Origin of the sequence: Bradyrhizobium sp., assembly GCF_047605465.1 — a bacterium.
Taxonomy (GTDB): Bacteria; Pseudomonadota; Alphaproteobacteria; order Rhizobiales; family Xanthobacteraceae; genus Bradyrhizobium.
In genome coordinates, this window is record NZ_JASGFS010000005.1 from 151281 (window position 1) to 166976 (window position 15696).

Genomic DNA, 15696 nt, shown 5'->3' on the forward strand with positions numbered 1-15696 from the left:
TCGGCTATGCCGTACTCTTGTCAATCAGCGGAAGCGCTATGAGGAACGCCTTCAGATCCTCAGGAAGGATCACGGTGTTTCTGCCGTGTTTCCTGGCAACCAGCGCACCCCTATAGGTAGCCTGCTTGATGGACGTCACCCCAATTCCGCTTAGCGCGCTGGCCTCTTCGGGCGACAACGCGAGGCGGTCCTTCAACGGGACGTGGTTCTTCGGCGGTTTGGCGTCGTCTTCAGCGGTTGCAGTTTGATCGACCGACCTCTCGGCTAGAACGCGTGCGCGAGCCATCGTGGACTCGCTCGCCTTCTTCGCCTCGATCTCGCGCTCAAGCCGCTCCCAAATCGGCAGATAGACTTCGCCGCCTTGGGGCGCCTCGGCCATGATGTCGGCAAGCCGGTCGAGGCAGGCTTCGAGCACTTCGATTGTGATGGGCCCATCGGCAGAAATCTTGGGGACACGCTTGGCCATTGTTCGCCCTCGCTGCACTGCTCAGCGTCAGGCCGATTCGTGTCGGGATAATGCTCGCCGACCAGCGTTCCTGTGGAGGGCGCAACCACGCCCCCTTAGGAGGGGTAGACTTTAAGCCGAATCATGGGAAGGTGTCCGTGGGCGTAGAAAACCCGGACCAGAGCTAGGCCGCATTCCCTTGGTCAAGGAATCACTCGTTTGGCGACGAGCGATAGCGGCTGAATGAACGGACGCACTTGGCGGTGCGGCTCCGAACCCTGCCATATTGGCCGGGGGCGGGCGTTCTGTCCAGTGGGGGCGACCCCTAAAAGCGCTCGGCGTGTCGCTCTGGCACGTTTTCTACCCCCCGGCTGCAGCGGCTGTCCCGTTGCGTAGGGCCGTAGAAAAGCCCGTTCTGACAGAGCATCACATCATGAACGCCCCGACTCGTACCACCGATTGGACCAACAACCTTGCCCCGACGTCGCCCATCGGCCTTGCGCTCGTGGAGCACATTCGCGGCGCGATCAATGCGCTCAATTTTCTCGACAACAATGGGCACGGCGAGCGCTCGACCCAAGCAGGTGTCATGGCGTGCTGCTTCGCCGACGCGCTGGCTGCTATACCTGCGCAGAGCGCTGTTGAGGCCCTGGCAGCGGCCATCTTCATCAACAACGACATGGATGCCCTGTTAAACGGATCGTTGGACCACGTCCGCAAAGATGCCGCCCATCGCATCCAACAGCGCGCTGCCGGCCTGGCCGCATGGATCGAAAGCGTGCATGGGATGGATCGGAGCGAATGGAGGCTTGATCATTTTGGGAGCCGCGAATTCGGTGACCGGCTGTTTCCTTGCACTGAGATAGTCTCAATCGACTAGACAGGGCAATAGTGGTCGACGCTGCCGAATTGCGCTAGGCTGCATACACCGGCGGTGGGGTTTTCTCCGAGTTCGCTTCGCCGCCGCAAGCGCCTCGTCCGAAAGGGCGGGGCGCTTTCGCTACGTGGGGCGCGGTTTGCTGAGGAACGCGGGGCCGAAGTTTGCGTTGATGTTCGGTGGCGTAAATTGGCGCCCCAGCCTTCGCTGCGTCATCGAGGCGCCTCACTTGCGAGAGTGGGGGCGCTTTTCTTGCTCTGTTTGCTGACTAGCGCTACCCTCCACCGCTTCTTTCGGGGGACGGCGGTGACCAGCAAGGCACGAGAGTTTATCGATTTCTGGGTCGAGAATAGTATCCATCCTGCAGAGCAATATCGGACCGTGGGCGCATCGCAGGATGTGGCCGAACTTACCCGTCGTCTGATCGATGGTGCCAAAGGGCAGGGCATCTCGGAGGCCGACCTGCGCGCTGAAATCGGCGATATCTCCGACTACGTCGCGGAACGGCTTCATGCTGCAAACGACGCTGAACGTGAGCGGCGCAAGTCCTAGACCTAACGACTTACCTGTCGACCCTGCGAGCCTCGCCCGGCTCGAGATCGAGCTCTTCGAAAAGACGCTGCTGCCGCGGCGTTAGGGCAACGTTCAATACCTCGGCGATACAGCCCCTGGGCGCTGCGGCAAGGACCAACGTTAGTGCCTGATTGGGCTTGGCCAACGCGACCCACACTTGGGTTTTGGTGCCATCCCCGGTCACTCCGACTACGGTGAATTTGCTGCCAAACGACTCGCCCACGGTGTTGCATACCATCGCTGAGCATCAGCTCGGGGGTTTCAATCCCGGCGAGCGCAGCCACTCGCTGATGTGCGAGCCGGTTTCGCACTGGCGCGCCCGCCGCAGCAAGTGCTCCCGATCTATACCAGGCGCAATGTCCTTGGCTGCCTCGCGCAGACGCTGGGCCTCTTCAGCGAGGCGCTCCTCAAGGGGGCGAGCTTGTTTGAAGCGGTGTCTTATTGATCCCATGAGTTCCCTCGTGAGGTTTCCCGTTTAGGAACCGATATTAAGCCGGGGACCGCAAGAGGGTTCCTGTTTAAGGTGGCTTTCTATTTCTGGCCGTTCATTGCATCGGCGATCTTGCCGGCGATGAGGTCCGCAGCGCGCTTAGCTGGATCAACAGCCACATGCGCGTAACGTTGTGTCGTGCTTGGCTGCGAATGGCCGAGCAGGCGACCGATGATGGGCAACCCGAGATCCGAGCCTGCGCCGACGCTAGCGAAGCTGTGCCGCAAGTCATGGATCCTCACATCCTCGATGCCGGCACGCTTGCGCACCGCGCGCCATGGCCGATTGAGGTCCGCGCGCGGAGTTTCGTCTTTCGCTCCAGCACTCTCGCCCGCGATCACATAAACGCCGATGCGGGGTAGGGCGTCCAATATCTCTATAGCTGGTGCAGAGAGCACAACGGTTTTCTGACCTGTCTTGGAGTCGGACAGGAAAAGTAGCCCGCGACTTGCGTCGTACTCCCTCCAGCGCAGCCCAAGAATCTCCCGCAGGCGGCAGCCAGTGAAGAGCAATAGACGGATCGCCGCTGCTGCATGCTGATCAATCTTGGTCGGTCTGTTCTCAGCCTTGGGCGCGTGCTTCGTTTTCTTAGTGGGATCGGGCGTCCACGGAATGCCGACTGTTTCGGCCTCTCGAATTGCGTCGCCTAAGCGTTGCAGTTCTTCGGCGGTGAGGTAACGCTGCCGTTGCGGTTCGACGAATGGCGTGATGCCGGCGGCTGGATTCTCGGTGCGCCTTGGCAGGATTCCCTCACTGACGCCGAACTCGTAGATTGTTCCGATCAGCGATACTACGCGGTTTGCCGCGACCTCGTGTCCGGCCTCTTTGATCTTGAGGTGAAGGCGATTGACGTCCGGTCGCGTAACGGCGGTGGCCTTCTTTTTGCCCAGGGCGGGGCGAATGTGATTTTTGATGTATCCGCTATTCAGACGGATTGTGCCCGCCTTACACTTGGGTTTGAGGTGATCTCTGACAAAGCTGTCGATCAATTCGTCAACGGTTTCTGCCTTCCGCGCAGCTCCGCGCTCGGCCGCGGGATCCGCGCCAAGTTTCACCTTGGCTAGTAGCGTCTCCGCGGCTTCTCTGGCCTTCTCGGGGGACAGCGTCGCAGGCGTGCCGATGACCATGCGGCGCTTGCTGACGCGCCTGCCGCCTTCACCTGGCCGATACTCAACCACCCACGACAGGGCGCCGTTGGGCGTGGCTTTGACGCCAAACCCCGTCAGATCGGAATCGTAAAAGATGGTCGTTTTGGTCACGGCGGGCAGGCCGGTAACGGCACGACGGCCCAACTTCAGTATTGGCATCGCTTCCCCCAGAGTCGCCACCGAGTAGCCACCGGTTTAGGTATTGAGCGGAAACGGCAGGAAAGCAACGGAAATCGCGTACCTGAAATATACCAATATAATCAATCAATTAGACATGGAATGGAAATTAGCGGCATCTTCTGGAACTCACCGGAAAACAACCTGCTAAGTTTTGGGTACTGCAGGTCGTTGGTTCGAATCCAGCTGCCCCGACCAGTCCCGACGTTGAATCTTCAGCGCATCATCGTTGCCGGCCGCGCGCGATCCGCGTTGTCACCTCGGCAATCGTTGCGATCGTCTTCCGATGTTCGCCAATATGGCGCTTCGTTGCTTCGAAATTCCCGAACGACGCGCAAGCTCAATCGTGATGCTGCCGGCTGCGCTGCGAGGTGCAGATCTTCAGGCAGATCCAGCACAGCGCGGCCATCCAGAGAATGCTGAGGCACCAGTTCGAGAGATGCCCGGCGGAGCGTCCAATTCCAATGCTTGGCTTGGCCATCATCATCGCGTGCTTGCCCGGATGAAATTGGCTGCCGGCTTTGCCTCGAAATTCCGGCGGCCTGCGTCATGCAATTGAAATCCGGGAGCGGATGCGGCGCAATGCGCTTGTCGAATTAACCTCACCGCGAAACCCTAACGGTGTGCGGGCCGGCGATGCTTCGCCTGCCTGATGCTGATTGTTCAGCGCTTCGGCGAGGAGGGATTCCGGCGGGCGATCCCGAGAACGGCCGCAACTCTGCGATGAAGCCGTCGAGACTTCGGCCTCAGGCGAACAGCCAATCGACGAAGTGCCAGGCGACCCAGGCGAGGGCGGAAATCCAGCCAACCATGGCGATCGCCGTGCCTCCGAGCCAGCAGAACCCGACAAGCGAGGTTTTCGGCTCTGGTGCAGCGGAGACTTCTTCCGTCGTATCGATCTGGTTCAAAGCGTTCCCCAGCGGCGTGCTTCTCATTAGTCGCTGCCCGATCGTGATAATTCACCTGCCGTGCGCCATTTCACGGGGACGTGAAGCGATCGGCCATGGTGAGAGAGGTATTATTTAACCACGCCAGATGTCGACCTGACCGCAGCCCCCTTCAGGGGCCGCGATATCTGAGCGAGCACGTGACGCAGGGACCCGGTGACGTGCCCGGCAGCCAGGTTGAGCCATCGCAATCCTGACGCGCCTGATTTCGACATGGCCTGCGTTGAAGAACCGAGGGCAAAAGGTGCAATCGGCACAGCGCCCGGGATTTCCTTCAGGCGCGAGGCTTTCATGTCGATCAGTGCAATTGGTTCATCCGTCGCGGCGGTGACGACGTCCCCGACAACCGCTTCCACGTCGTCCAGCTCGACGTCGTCGACATCGACCACTTCGGCCACGTCATCGACGTCGGCAACGTCGTCGACGTCATCCACATCGTCGGCTTCATCCTCCGCGGGGGGCAGTTCAGGGGCGGGAGGCGGCGGCAGTTCGGCAAAAACCGTCGTCAGCGAAGTCTCCACCACCATCAACGGGATCACCACCACGACGATCACCTATTCCGACGGTACGACCGAGGTCGAGACGTCGGCGAGCGCCCAAGGCAGTCAGGGCAGCCAGGCAGGACAGACGTACAACGCACAAGGCACGCTCGGCAGCAGCACGAAGAACGCGGCCGACGCGACAGCGGGCATCTGATCGCGGCGGCCGGCGATCGGATGGGCGGCGCGCTTGAAACCTCAGGACGTGGCTTGCCGCACGCTGCGACTTCTGGGTGATTTTTCGAGTGAATAGAAAAGGTTAATCGGCTCGAAAATGCTGGGCTGCATCGAACCTTTGAGCGTCGCCGCAGACATAAGGGTGTTGGGGATTTCAGCGCCCAATGACTAAACGAACGCCGCCAAGCGATGATACTCCGCTTGCGCGGCGTTGCGCTGTCAGGATCAGTTCAGCGCGCACCAGCCGTACGGGAACGGCACGAACGGCCAGACCAGTTGGTTGTCGTTGGCGGCCTGTGGCGGATTTTGCACTGCTGATGGAGTGGCCGGAGCAGGCGGCGCCGAACGCACCGCCAAGCGCAGACATGAACACTGAAGTTTCATCATCGTCGCCCCAGTCGGCAAATCTCTGAAAAATTCAATTTCGGTTCGAAATCGTCACGCGTCCCGGAATCGCCGCGCTCATTCTCAAATTGCGCAACCATTCTAGAAAAATCGGTACGGCCTTTCAACCGGCGCACTCGCACGTTCGCGCGAGTAGGGTTGACTGGTTAGGTTAAGAAACGGCCGTTGTTGCCGGACGTTCGGTCACTGTGATCAGATCGATCCAGGCGCTACGGCCTCCACAAGCGATCTGCTTCACCCAACTCATATTTCGTCGTGGCGCTTCGTATATTGCGAGTTTTTGACCATGTCTTTCGATCGCCACCTTCGAATCGTCGACCAGCAGCCGCAGTGGACCGGAATCTGGCACCTCTGGACGGTGATTGTCCCGCGGCGCTCGATCAACGGGCAGCTCGTGTACGGCAAGGTCTGGCGCCGCCATGACGGCCGCGACTGGATCTACAAGCGATTTACCGAGTACGACGACGAGGCCGCGTGAGGCCGCATCGCCGCTGTCCGGCCTAGCTGGTCTCGTCAGGTGGCCTTGGCCGCCGCGGGCTTGGGTGCCGGAGGCTTCAGCGGCTTGTCCTGACGCTTCGACCAGGAAATGTAGTAGGCGACCGTCGTCATGATCGCGATACCGGCGATGCTCACGAAGATCTGCGCCAACACGGAGCCCGAACTCATCGACAGTTCGAAATGGCCCACGAAGGACAGAAATACGCCGACGCAGAACACCGCGAGCGATTGCTGACCGCAGACAATGACCGGGTCGAACACCTTCCACTCCAGACCCGACCAGTCCTTCGGCACGAACCGGATCACCAGGATCACGATCACGACGAAGTGGATGAAGCGGTAGGGCGCGAGGTTGGTCTTGTCGTTCGGGTTGAACGCCGAGAACAGCCATTCCGGGAACATGCCGCCGAGGGCGGGGAAGCGGCCGGCCATGGTCATGACCAGCGCGAACAGAAGATAGCCGAGACAGAACCACAGCGTGATCGGTGAGTTGATCAGCGTCATCGAGCGCCGCGCACCGCCCATCGCGCACCAGGCGCCGAACACGAACAGCACCTGCCAGCAGTACGGATTGAAGTACCACTGGCCGGCCGGATAGGCCGTCAGATTCCAGCCGAAGTGACGCGCAGCCAGCCACAGCACGATGGACACGCCCATTGTGAGGTCGGGCTTGCGCAGCATGAACCAGAGCACCGGCGGAAACAGCCCCATCAGCACGATGTAGAGCGGCAACACGTCGAGATTGAGCGGCTTGAAACGCAGGAACAGGCCCTGACGCAGCGTTTCCGTCGCGTTGTCGACGAGGCCGGCGACGTTGAACTCGTTGATCATCTCGGAATCGCCGAAACGCAGCGCCAGATAGCTGATCGAGGCGATGTAGATCACGAAGAGGATGATGTGGGCGACGTAGAGCTGCCAGACCCGCTTGGTGAGCCGGGTGGCGCCGACGATGAAGCCGCGCTCCAGCATCATTCGGGCATAGACGAAGGAGGCCGTGTAGCCGGAGATGAAGACGAACAGGTCGGCGGCATCGGAAAAGCCGTAGTTGCGCGTCGTGATCCAGTTGACGACGTTGTCGGGGATATGGTCGAGGAAGATCGCCCAGTTGGCGATGCCGCGAAACAGGTCCAACCGCAGGTCGCGGCCTTTTTCGGGAAGCGTTGCACTGATGTTCAGGAAGGCCATGCGACGGGAGCTTTCGAAAGGGGAAACTTCAAGATCGTCGGCGGGGCAGTGCCGCCGGGGAGTATCCCGGCGCGGAAGGCGGGTACGCAATTGTCACGGCGCAGCATAATGACTATACCCGTGGCCGAGGTTATCGGGGGGCCGGAATCACCGTTCAGTTCCCGAAAGGTGTCTCTATACTATCCCCGCGGTTCCCAGCAATTGCTACCGTGAAGCATCGAAATCGACAAAAGACGCAAGAGGTCCGGACGACCAATGACCGCACGCATTTTTAAGCCCGCCAAAAACGCGATGCAATCCGGCCGGTCCAAGACCCGGGAATGGCAGCTCGACTACGAGCCGGAGCAGCCCCGCGCCGTCGAACCGCTGATGGGCTGGACCTCGTCCGGCGACATGAAGCAGCAGATCACGCTGCGCTTTCCCACCAAGGAAGAGGCGGTCGCCTATTGCGAGCGCAAGGGCATCGCTTACCAGGTGATCGAGCCCCAGGAGTCGCTCCGCCGGCCGGTGGCCTATTCCGACAATTTCTCCTTCCGCCGCGGCGAGCCCTGGACGCACTGAGTTCGGCTTTCCAAGCCCTGCCATTCGAAAAGCGGCCCGCCATGACGCGGGCTGCGTTCGCACGCCTCTTGGCAGAGATTCCGCCGCATGCTTCGCTGGTGCAGGGTATTGGACCAGCACGAGGTGGGTATGGCCGGGCGTGACCAGCTCGACAATGTCGATTTGAGGATCCTGTCCGAGCTGCAGCAGGACGGGCGGGTCCGCAACAACGAGCTGGCGCTGCGCGTCGGCGTTTCAGCCCCTAACTGCCTCAGGCGGCTCAAGTCCCTGTTCACCCGGGGGGTCATCCGGGCCGTCCGCGCCGTGATCGACGAGCGGCTGCTCGGCTACGAGGTGGTCTCGTTCGTCTCGATCCAGCTCGGCAGCCAGGCTCAACCGGTACTGGAGGCGTTCGAGAGCTCGATCGCCGCGATCCCGCGCATCCAGCAGTGCTGGCGCATTTCGGGCGACACCGACTATCTCCTCAAATGCGTCGCGCCGAACGTCGAGAGCATGCGCCAGCAGCTCCTGCATTTCGCGGCGATGTCGAACGTGAAGAACGTGCGCAGCTTTCCGGTGCTGGGTGTGGCGAAGGACGTCCCCTTGCCGTTGCAGGAGGTCGCGGCGGCTTCGCTCTAGGCGGCCCGCCGCGTCTCGCTCAATTGGCAAACGCGTTGCCGTCCTGAACGCTGCAGGAGGCCGCTCCGGCCGATACCGACTCGAGCTCCAGCATCTTGCCGGTCGCATTGCTGCGGACGTTCGTGACGCCGCCGCCCGACTTGCCGGTCAGAACTTCGGCGCTGCAGGACGATCCACCATCGAAGGTGATGCGAATTCTGCGGCCGAGCCCGTGATTGTTGGCCGTCGAGATCAGGGTATTTCCCTGGAACGAGACGGAGCCCGCGCCGTCCGCGCCGGCGCTGTTCTCGCCGACGCGATCCTTTGAACCCGAGACGCGTCCCGACGCGGTCGTCGAGGTCAGGCGCTTGAAGAGCTGGCCCTTGGTGCTGACATAGACGGTGAACGACAGGGGGATCGAGACGGATTTGAACGCCGCGTCGCCCTGCACGCGCTGGCTGCGAGCTTCATTCCAGGCGACGCGCAGGGTCTTGCCGTAGAAGCTCTGAGGCGCGGCCTGCGCTCCCGATGAACACGCGATCGCAACGATGAACAGGGCAGCGCTGGAAAGTCTCACGTCGGTCTCCTTGCAATATCAATCCAAGTATCATTCGCAGCAGGTCTTATTCGCAGTAGGTCTTGCCGCCGAAGGAAAAGCACTTGCCGCCACCGCGCGCGGAAGGAGGCGGGGACGTGCGGCCGGATGAGACACGCGGCGAGGGGGCCGGCTCAGCCTTCTTTTCGCATTCACCGCTCGCGTTCAGCACGTAGCCTGCGCGGCAGGCGATCTGGATGCAGCGATCGCCATCCTGCTTCTGCCCTTTCGCGCAAACGAGCGGGCAGACCCGGTCCGTTCTGCCGCGGACGAAATCGAGCGCGTCGAGGCTTGCGACCTTGACGTCGAATTTGGTGCCGGCGTTGCGATTGAACAGGTCGAGCGCCTTCCTGGAGCCTTCGTCCCAATTGCCATCGAGCGAACCGCCATTGCATCCGACGCGCTTGAGATGGGCCTGCAGGAGACGGGCGATATCGGACGGATCCATCGACGGCGACGCGGGCGCGCTCTGCGCCGCCGCGGCCGGCTGATCGGGCGTGAGAGCCGCAACCTTCCCACCGGGATTTTCGACCGCCGGCTTGGTCTCGACCTGGGTCTTCGCGTCGGCGGCACCTTGGCGCTTGGCTTCCTCGAGCTGCTCGCGGGCGGCTTCCGCCTGGCGCTGCGCCTGCTCGAGCTGCTGTTTGGCCTGCTGAAGCTCCTGCCGTGCCTGCTCGGCGAGTTGACGGCGCTGTTCCTCGAGCTCCTTCTTGGATTGCTCGGACAGCTTCTGCCTGGCTTGCTCGGTTTCGCGGGCGCTCTGCTCCTCGAGCTGCTTGCGATATTCGGTTGCCTTCTGCGTGGCCTGGGCCTCGGCTTCGCGTTTGGCATCGTCGGCCTTGGTGCGGTTGTCCTGAGCTGCGCCGATCTTCTTGTTCTGGGCCCGCGCCAGGTCGGCGAAATATCCGCTGGCATGACGATCCAGAAAGGAGTCCCAAGCCTCTTTCGTTCCGATCTGCGCGGCAAGCTCGTATTCGACCTTGGCCTGGGCGTCGGGATCCACCGTCTTGGGGACGAGGGCCAGCGTGTCGCCGCCGAGCGAGCCGTAGACGAACGGCTCCTGCCTGTTTCCCGTGCTCTTCAGCACTTCGTCGCGCACGCGCCCGAACGCGATGCGAAGGTCCAGGCCGGGCTCGGTCAGGTGCTTGACCAGTGCAGAGGCGAACGGGCTGTTCTTGCCGTCGCCATCGCTCGCGACGGCGCCGGCCTTCGCCGCGAAAGCGATCAGCATGTCGGAGTTGTTGGGCTCGACTTCGGCGAGACCTCGTCCTATGGCGCGAGAGGCAATCGTGCGCTTCATCGTTTTGGCGAAAGGATTGTCGCGGCAGGCGTCGAGGATGACGAGCTTCAGGCGCTTGGCGGGCTCGATCGCCTTGAGCACACGGTCGAGCGACATCGCCTCGTCCTGGACGTCGAAATCGCTCAGGAGCTTCGCGTCGGTCGGAATCAGGTAGTTGTTGCCGTCCATCTCGATGCCATGGCCGGCGTAATAGACGACCGCGATCTCGGCATCGCGCGCCTTCTCGGCGAAGTCGCGGACGGCGCGCCGCAGGCCGGAGATACCAAGGTCGTGCTCGCCCTCGACGAGATCAAAACCCGCCCGCCGGAACAAAGCCGCCATCGCGTCCGCGTCGTTGGCCGGATTGGTGAGCTTGGGGACCTCCTGGTATTTCGACATGCCGATCACGAGCGCGACGCGCGTCGCCGCGTGCGCCGGTCCAAGAAGGCAGGTGAGGAGAGTTATCGCGAGAAGCAGGATTCTGCCGGACATCGGCCAAAAGGGATTCTGAAAATGACTGCGCGACCATAGCGCGGACCCGGCATTTCACCAAGTCATCGATCTCCGGGATCCCCCTGTATCTCCTGTCGTTTTGCGGCGCGGCGAAACCCCGGAGGAACCGGGCATCAGCCATCTAACGAATACGTGAGTAGATTACCTATTTATGACATGTGAATTGATAACCCCAGCATTGCGCGGATCCGCGATTGTCGGCTCAGAGGCGGCGACTAGATGCGAGGTGTGAACCTTAGCGTGCGTCGCATGCCGAGGATTTTTTTGTGGGACACTGAGCTTAGGAAAAGACATCATGACCTCGACCTCGAAGACGTTCGTCGCCTCCGCTGCGACGCTGTTCGCCTCTGCGTTTCTGATGATGACGGCGCCGGCCGCCAAGGCGGACGATTTCTGCATCATCAACGGTGCCCAGGCCGCGCACGGCTGCGGCTATCCGACGATGGAAGCCTGTCGTCAGGCAGCCGGTGGCATCGGCGGCATGTGCTCGCAGAGCGGCGGCGCGAAGAGCACCAACGATGCCCTGGCGTTCCAGCCGAAGCAGACGAAGTCGCACACCAGGCTTCGTTCGGGCGGCCAGACCAACTCGAACTAACGCCGAAACGCGAGAGCGGTTTCGCGACGATACGGCCTCCGGGAGCGATCCCGGAGGCCGTCAATTCATGACAATCACGCGACGATGCGATGACGGGCGCTTCAGCGGTAGCGGCCGCGGAATTCGCGCGGGCTCGCGCCGGTCCAGGTACGGAACGCCCGCGAAAAACTCTTCTCGTTGCGGAAGCCGGCGATCTCCGCGATGCGCTTGATCGGTGTGCGGCCGCGCATCAATTCCTGCTTGGCGAGCTCGAATTTCGCTTCTTCCTTGAGATCCCGCAGCGAGGTCGCTTCCTCGCGCAGGCGGCGGTGCATGGTGCGGGTGGAGAGCGCCAGCTCGCTCGCCACATCTGCCGCGCCGAGAATGCGTCCGCGCGCCTTGCGGAGCACGCGCCGCACGCGTTCGACCAGCAGCCGGTCTCGCCGATAGGGCAACACTGTCAGCCGCAGCGCGCGCTTGAGCATGTTGTCGAGATCGGCGGCGCCGCGCACGAGCGGCAGCGAAAGATAGTGCTTGTCGAAGACGATGCGGGCGCCGTCCGCATCGAAGCTCAGGGTCCTGCAGAAGATGGTCGGATAGACCGAGACGTGACCGGGCTCGCCATACGGAAACTCCGCCGCGCGCAGCGCGATCGTGGAATCGATGGCCCAGCAGGAAAAGCCGAGCACGTAGCGGAGCAGGGTGACGAGGCAGAATTCGCGCAGAGGTCCGAGGTCGCGCTGCTCGCGAATGGAGATGCTCGCGGTCTCCTCGCCGACCGAAAGCTCGAACAGCACGTCCTCGGTCAGCAGGCGGTGGTGCCGGCACCAGCGCTTGAGCGCGACTTCCAGCGTCGGCGCGGTGATCGAGGCACGGCACAGCATGCCGTAGGTGCCCCAGGGCAGCCGCCGCGAGAACCAGCCGAGCGCTTCGTCGTCGAGCTCGCGCATGGCGTGGCCGGCCAGCGCTTCGAACTGGGTCGCAGTCACGCGTCCGTCCGGCGACCGGACGAGGTCGTCGGTGACCTGCCCCCTGGCGAGAGCCTCGCCCGGATTCCGCCCGTAGCGGGCGTAGGCGGCGACCACGCCGCGGACGAAGGCGGCGGGGGTCATGGCGCGGCGGGGCGTCGCTGTCGCGGCTTGGAAAGGCATGAAAAATCCTCGCCAAACTTGGCGGAAAATGCAACCTTTTCGACCGCTGCGGCGCCCGGGCGGAGGTAGGTTCGGGCGCACCATAAGAATATGGAGGATTCGCCTTGAACATCCCGAGCATCGACTTCGATCTGGGCGAAGACATCACCATGCTGCGCGACACCGTGCGCGCGTTCGTGGAGGCGGAGGTGGCCCCGCGCGCGGCTGAGGTCGAGAAGGCCAATCTGTTCCCGGCCGACCTCTGGAAGCGTTTCGGTGACCTCGGCCTGCTCGGCATGACCGCGCCGGAGCAATATGGCGGCTCCAACATGGGCTATCTCGCCCATATCGTCGCCATGGAGGAGATCTCGCGCGGCTCGGCGGCCGTGGGGCTGTCCTACGGCGCCCATTCCAATCTCTGCGTCAACCAGATCCGGCGCAACGGCAACGACACGCAGCGGCAGCGCTATCTGCCGAAGCTGATCTCCGGCGACTATGTCGGCGCGCTCGCGATGTCCGAGCCCGGCGCCGGCTCCGACGTGGTCTCGATGAAGCTGCGCGCCGACAAGCGCGGCGACCGCTACGTGCTCAACGGCTCCAAGATGTGGATCACCAACGGCGGCGACGCCGACGTGCTCGTCGTCTATGCCAAGACCGATCCGGACGCCGGCCCGCGCGGCATGACCGCCTTCCTGATCGAGAAGGGCTTCAAGGGCTTCACCCACGGCCAGCATCTCGACAAGCTCGGCATGCGCGGCTCCAACACCTATCCGCTGTTCTTCGACGAGTGCGAGGTGCCGGAGGAGAACGTACTCGGCAAGGCGGGCGAGGGCGTCAAGGTGCTGATGTCCGGCCTCGACTACGAGCGCGCGGTCCTCTCGGGCGGGCCGCTCGGGATCATGGCGGCCTGCATGGACGCGGTCGTCCCCTATATGCACGAGCGCAAGCAGTTCGGGCAGCCGATCGGCGACTTCCAGCTGATGCAGGGCAAGCTCGCCGACATGTATTCGACCTGGCAGGCGACGCGGGCCTATGTCTACGCCGTGGGACGCGCCTGCGACCGCGCCAATCACGCGCGTGCGCTGCGCAAGGATGCGGCGGCCGCGATCCTGTACTCCGCCGAGAAGGCGACATGGATGGCGGGCGAGGCGATCCAGGCGCTCGGCGGCGTCGGCTATACCAGCGAATTCCCGACCGGACGGCTCTGGCGCGACGCCAAGCTCTACGAGATCGGCGCGGGTACCTCGGAGGTGCGCCGCATGCTGATCGGCCGCGAACTGATGGCCGAGACGGCCTGAGCCCTCACGCAATCGCAATCGCCGCGAAACCGGTTCACCCTGTCCGCGGCCTCCCATCACGTCACGAGAAACGCGGGACCCCATGCCGCTCCATTCCAGCATCGATCCATCCTCCCAGGATTTCGCGCGCAATTCCGAGGCCATGCGCGGGCTCGTCGCCGATCTCCGCGAAAAGCTCAGCCAGGTCGCCGGTGGCGGCGGCGAGGCGTCCCGCAACCGCCACACCGCGCGCGGCAAGATGCTGGCGCGCGAGCGCGTCGACCTGCTGGTCGACCCCGGCACCTCGTTCCTGGAATTGTCGCCGCTCGCGGCCTACGGCCTCTATGGCGGTGACGTGCATTCGGCGAGCGTCGTCACCGGCGTCGGCCGCATCTCGGGACGCGAATGCGTGATCGTCGCCAACGATGCCACCATCAAGGGTGGCACATACTATCCGATGACCGTGAAGAAGCACCTGCGCGCGCAGGACATCGCACGGCAGAACAACCTCCCTTGCGTCTACATGGTCGATTCCGGCGGCGCCTTCCTGCCGCTGCAGGACGAGATCTTTCCGGACGAGCGGCATTTCGGCCGCATCTTCTACAACCAGGCGCAGATGTCCTCCCAGGGCATCCCGCAGATCGCGGTCGTGATGGGCTCCTGCACCGCGGGCGGCGCCTATGTGCCCGCGATGTCGGACGAGAGCATCATCGTGCGGAACCAGGGCACGATCTTCCTCGGCGGACCGCCGCTGGTGAAGGCTGCGACCGGCGAGGTCGTGACGGCGGAAGAGCTCGGCGGCGCCGACGTGCATTCGCGCCAGTCCGGCGTCACCGATCACTACGCGCAGAACGATGCCCATGCGATCGGCATCGCGCGGCGCATCGTCGGCACGCTGAAGCCGCAGGCGCGCGCGAACCTCAACATGCACCAGCCGCGCGATCCGCTGTTCGCGGCCGAGGAAATCTACGGCGTGGTGCCGGTCGACGGCCGCAAGCCGTTCGATGTCCGCGACATCATCGCGCGCATCGTCGACGGCTCCGAGTTCGACGAGTTCAAGAAGCTCTACGGCACGACGCTGGTCTGCGGCTTCGCTCACGTCTGGGGCTATCCGGTCGGCATCATCGCCAACAACGGCATCCTGTTCAGCGAGAGCTCGCTGAAGGGTGCGCATTTCATCGAGCTTTGCTGCCAGCGTGGCATTCCCCTGGTGTTCCTGCAGAACATCACGGGCTTCATGGTCGGCAAGAAATACGAGGCCGGCGGCATCGCGCGCGACGGCGCCAAGCTGGTCACGGCGGTCGCGACCGCCTCGGTGCCGAAATTCACCGTCGTGATCGGCGGTTCCTACGGCGCCGGCAATTACGGCATGTGCGGCCGTGCCTACTCGCCGCGCTTCCTCTGGATGTGGCCGAACGCGCGCATCTCGGTGATGGGCGGCGAGCAGGCCTCGATGGTGCTGAGCCAGGTCCGCCGCGACAACATCGAGGCCAAGGGCGATAGCTGGTCGAAGGAGGAGGAAGACAAGTTCCGCAAGCCGATCCGCGACCAATATGAGAGCCAGGGGCACCCGTATTACGCGACCGCGCGGCTCTGGGACGACGGCGTGATCGACCCGGCCGACACCCGCCTCGTGCTCGGCCTCGGCCTCTCGGCGGCGTCGAATGCGCCGATCGAACCGACGAAATTCGGCCTGTTCAGGATGTGAT

The 15696-nt window shown here is 63.0% G+C and carries 17 protein-coding genes; 8 read left to right on the forward strand and 9 right to left on the reverse strand.

Features of this window, described 5'->3' with window-relative positions; all coding sequences use genetic code 11:
• Window positions 1-4: 4 nt before the first annotated feature.
• Complete coding sequence (locus QM712_RS07655) at window positions 5-466, reverse strand: helix-turn-helix domain-containing protein (RefSeq protein WP_415022464.1); 462 nt, start codon at window positions 464-466, stop codon at window positions 5-7.
• Window positions 467-878: 412 nt separating this feature from the next.
• On the opposite strand from QM712_RS07655, the gene QM712_RS07660 reads away from it, so the two are divergent.
• Both QM712_RS07660 and QM712_RS07665 read left to right on the forward strand, forming a co-directional pair.
• Window positions 879-1325 (forward strand): hypothetical protein, encoded by a 447-nt coding sequence (locus tag QM712_RS07660; RefSeq protein WP_415022465.1) that lies wholly within the window; start codon window positions 879-881, stop codon window positions 1323-1325.
• Window positions 1326-1628: 303 nt separating this feature from the next.
• Window positions 1629-1874, forward strand: coding sequence for a hypothetical protein (locus QM712_RS07665; RefSeq protein WP_415022466.1), 246 nt, complete (start codon window positions 1629-1631; stop codon window positions 1872-1874).
• A 552-nt stretch (window positions 1875-2426) separates the two neighbouring features.
• Here the strand turns inward: QM712_RS07665 and QM712_RS07670 are convergent.
• From QM712_RS07670 to QM712_RS07685, 4 genes are all read right to left on the reverse strand, one after another.
• On the reverse strand, window positions 2427-3692 hold the full coding sequence (locus QM712_RS07670) for a tyrosine-type recombinase/integrase (protein ID WP_415022467.1): 1266 nt from the start codon (window positions 3690-3692) through the stop codon (window positions 2427-2429).
• 358 nt (window positions 3693-4050) lie between these two features.
• Window positions 4051-4191 (reverse strand): hypothetical protein, encoded by a 141-nt coding sequence (locus QM712_RS07675; protein ID WP_415022468.1) that lies wholly within the window; start codon window positions 4189-4191, stop codon window positions 4051-4053.
• Window positions 4192-4456: 265 nt separating this feature from the next.
• A complete protein-coding gene (locus tag QM712_RS07680; protein ID WP_415022469.1) occupies window positions 4457-4618 on the reverse strand; it encodes an RNA-binding protein in 162 nt (53 codons plus the stop codon).
• A gap of 110 nt (window positions 4619-4728) precedes the next feature.
• Window positions 4729-5211 carry a hypothetical protein gene (locus QM712_RS07685; protein WP_415022470.1) on the reverse strand — a complete coding sequence of 161 codons (483 nt, stop codon included), beginning with the start codon at window positions 5209-5211 and terminating at the stop codon, window positions 4729-4731.
• Window positions 5212-6064: 853 nt separating this feature from the next.
• Between QM712_RS07685 and QM712_RS07690 the strand changes: the two genes are divergently transcribed.
• The gene (locus QM712_RS07690; RefSeq protein WP_415022471.1) at window positions 6065-6256 is read left to right on the forward strand and encodes a hypothetical protein; all 192 of its coding nucleotides are present in this window, start codon (window positions 6065-6067) and stop codon (window positions 6254-6256) included.
• A gap of 35 nt (window positions 6257-6291) precedes the next feature.
• Here QM712_RS07690 and QM712_RS07695 read toward each other — a convergent pair whose 3' ends face one another.
• Window positions 6292-7461 carry an OpgC domain-containing protein gene (locus QM712_RS07695; protein WP_415022472.1) on the reverse strand — a complete coding sequence of 390 codons (1170 nt, stop codon included), beginning with the start codon at window positions 7459-7461 and terminating at the stop codon, window positions 6292-6294.
• Between the two features lie 255 nt (window positions 7462-7716).
• Between QM712_RS07695 and QM712_RS07700 the strand changes: the two genes are divergently transcribed.
• Window positions 7717-8022 carry an ETC complex I subunit gene (locus QM712_RS07700; RefSeq protein ID WP_415022473.1) on the forward strand — a complete coding sequence of 102 codons (306 nt, stop codon included), beginning with the start codon at window positions 7717-7719 and terminating at the stop codon, window positions 8020-8022.
• Between the two features lie 129 nt (window positions 8023-8151).
• Window positions 8152-8640, forward strand: a complete 489-nt coding sequence (locus QM712_RS07705; protein WP_415022474.1) for an Lrp/AsnC family transcriptional regulator — start codon at window positions 8152-8154, stop codon at window positions 8638-8640.
• 19 nt (window positions 8641-8659) lie between these two features.
• Here QM712_RS07705 and QM712_RS07710 read toward each other — a convergent pair whose 3' ends face one another.
• On the reverse strand, window positions 8660-9196 hold the full coding sequence (locus QM712_RS07710) for a hypothetical protein (protein WP_415022475.1): 537 nt from the start codon (window positions 9194-9196) through the stop codon (window positions 8660-8662).
• Between the two features lie 46 nt (window positions 9197-9242).
• Window positions 9243-10985, reverse strand: coding sequence for a caspase family protein (locus QM712_RS07715; protein WP_415022476.1), 1743 nt, complete (start codon window positions 10983-10985; stop codon window positions 9243-9245).
• A 316-nt stretch (window positions 10986-11301) separates the two neighbouring features.
• On the opposite strand from QM712_RS07715, the gene QM712_RS07720 reads away from it, so the two are divergent.
• The gene (locus QM712_RS07720) at window positions 11302-11601 is read left to right on the forward strand and encodes a DUF3551 domain-containing protein (protein ID WP_415022477.1); all 300 of its coding nucleotides are present in this window, start codon (window positions 11302-11304) and stop codon (window positions 11599-11601) included.
• 101 nt (window positions 11602-11702) lie between these two features.
• On the opposite strand, the gene QM712_RS07725 is transcribed toward QM712_RS07720, so the two are convergent.
• Entirely contained in the window at window positions 11703-12731 is a 1029-nt protein-coding gene (locus QM712_RS07725; RefSeq protein WP_415022478.1) for an AraC family transcriptional regulator, read from the reverse strand.
• Between the two features lie 104 nt (window positions 12732-12835).
• Between QM712_RS07725 and QM712_RS07730 the strand changes: the two genes are divergently transcribed.
• Together QM712_RS07730 and QM712_RS07735 are read left to right on the forward strand one after the other, a co-directional pair.
• On the forward strand, window positions 12836-14008 hold the full coding sequence (locus tag QM712_RS07730; protein ID WP_415022479.1) for an isovaleryl-CoA dehydrogenase: 1173 nt from the start codon (window positions 12836-12838) through the stop codon (window positions 14006-14008).
• An 82-nt stretch (window positions 14009-14090) separates the two neighbouring features.
• Window positions 14091-15695, forward strand: coding sequence for a carboxyl transferase domain-containing protein (locus tag QM712_RS07735; RefSeq protein WP_415022480.1), 1605 nt, complete (start codon window positions 14091-14093; stop codon window positions 15693-15695).
• Window position 15696: the final 1 nt, after the last annotated feature.

Excerpts from the sequence above, each read along its gene's own strand:
- QM712_RS07655 (WP_415022464.1), bottom strand. The coding sequence starts at position 466 with ATGGCCAAGCGTGTCCCCAAGATTTCTGCCGATGGGCCCATCACAATC.
- QM712_RS07660 (WP_415022465.1), top strand. The coding sequence starts at position 879 with ATGAACGCCCCGACTCGTACCACCGATTGGACCAACAACCTTGCCCCG.
- QM712_RS07670 (WP_415022467.1), bottom strand. The coding sequence starts at position 3,692 with ATGCCAATACTGAAGTTGGGCCGTCGTGCCGTTACCGGCCTGCCCGCC.
- QM712_RS07675 (WP_415022468.1), bottom strand. The coding sequence starts at position 4,191 with ATGGCCAAGCCAAGCATTGGAATTGGACGCTCCGCCGGGCATCTCTCG.
- QM712_RS07690 (WP_415022471.1), top strand. The coding sequence starts at position 6,065 with ATGTCTTTCGATCGCCACCTTCGAATCGTCGACCAGCAGCCGCAGTGG.
- QM712_RS07695 (WP_415022472.1), bottom strand. The coding sequence starts at position 7,461 with ATGGCCTTCCTGAACATCAGTGCAACGCTTCCCGAAAAAGGCCGCGAC.
- QM712_RS07700 (WP_415022473.1), top strand. The coding sequence starts at position 7,717 with ATGACCGCACGCATTTTTAAGCCCGCCAAAAACGCGATGCAATCCGGC.
- QM712_RS07705 (WP_415022474.1), top strand. The coding sequence starts at position 8,152 with ATGGCCGGGCGTGACCAGCTCGACAATGTCGATTTGAGGATCCTGTCC.
- QM712_RS07715 (WP_415022476.1), bottom strand. The coding sequence starts at position 10,985 with ATGTCCGGCAGAATCCTGCTTCTCGCGATAACTCTCCTCACCTGCCTT.
- QM712_RS07720 (WP_415022477.1), top strand. The coding sequence starts at position 11,302 with ATGACCTCGACCTCGAAGACGTTCGTCGCCTCCGCTGCGACGCTGTTC.
- QM712_RS07725 (WP_415022478.1), bottom strand. The coding sequence starts at position 12,731 with ATGCCTTTCCAAGCCGCGACAGCGACGCCCCGCCGCGCCATGACCCCC.
- QM712_RS07735 (WP_415022480.1), top strand. The coding sequence starts at position 14,091 with ATGCCGCTCCATTCCAGCATCGATCCATCCTCCCAGGATTTCGCGCGC.